Genomic DNA, 749 nt, shown 5'->3' with positions numbered 1-749 from the left:
GTCACCGAGGTATCCGCCGACTTGCCGTCGACTTCCAGCTTCTCGTAGTTGCCGCCCTTGGCATCGTCGATCTTGACGCTCAGGGAGTTGCCGCCGGCTAACGCGTCGTTGGGTGCAACAAAATTRACAGAGCCGCTGCTGGCGCCGACCGGAATGGTGATGGTCTGGCCATTGGACAGGGTCACGACCACTGGCGAACCGGTGACCGGTGCCGATACGGACGCWGTGTACACCACGGTCCCACCTTCGGCGACGTTCGCAGTCGCACTCAGCGAAACGGTACTGGTGTCGATGGTGTCGGTAACGGTGGTGACCGCCGGGGCAGTGYTCGGCACCAGGTTYTCGAAATTGCCACCGGTGGCGGTGGARATGGTGGCCTGGACCGTACCGGCATCTTTGTAAACGTCATCGGATGGAGCCGGGACGGTTACGGTGCCGGTGGTTTTACCGGCGTCGATGGTGATGACGGCGCCGTTGCTCAGGGTCACGGTCACGGGTGTGCCRGSGGCRTTGGTCAGGGTCGCGGTGTAAACGATGGAACCGCCTTCAGCCACCGAGTTGGATGCGCTCAGGCTGAGGGTYGTGGTGTCCGGTGTGTCGGTCACCGAGGTATCCGCCGACTTGCCGTCGACTTCCAGCTTCTCGTAGTTGCCGCCCTTGGCATCGTCGATCTTGACGCTCAGGGAGTTGCCGCCGGCTAACGCGTCGTTGGGTGCAACAAAATTAACAGAGCCGCTGCTGGCGCCGAC

1 protein-coding gene is annotated in these 749 nt (G+C 62.4%); it reads right to left on the bottom strand.

Annotated elements, in window-relative coordinates; all coding sequences use genetic code 11:
- The coding region (locus AC1DIS_RS30065) for an immunoglobulin-like domain-containing protein (RefSeq protein WP_477781313.1) at positions 1 to 749 on the bottom strand (749 nt) is incomplete at both ends.

It is taken from the genome of Pseudomonas sp. 05N433, assembly GCF_056396925.1.
Note: the sequence above shows the minus strand (reverse complement) of the source record. Positions and strands in the feature narration are given on the sequence as shown.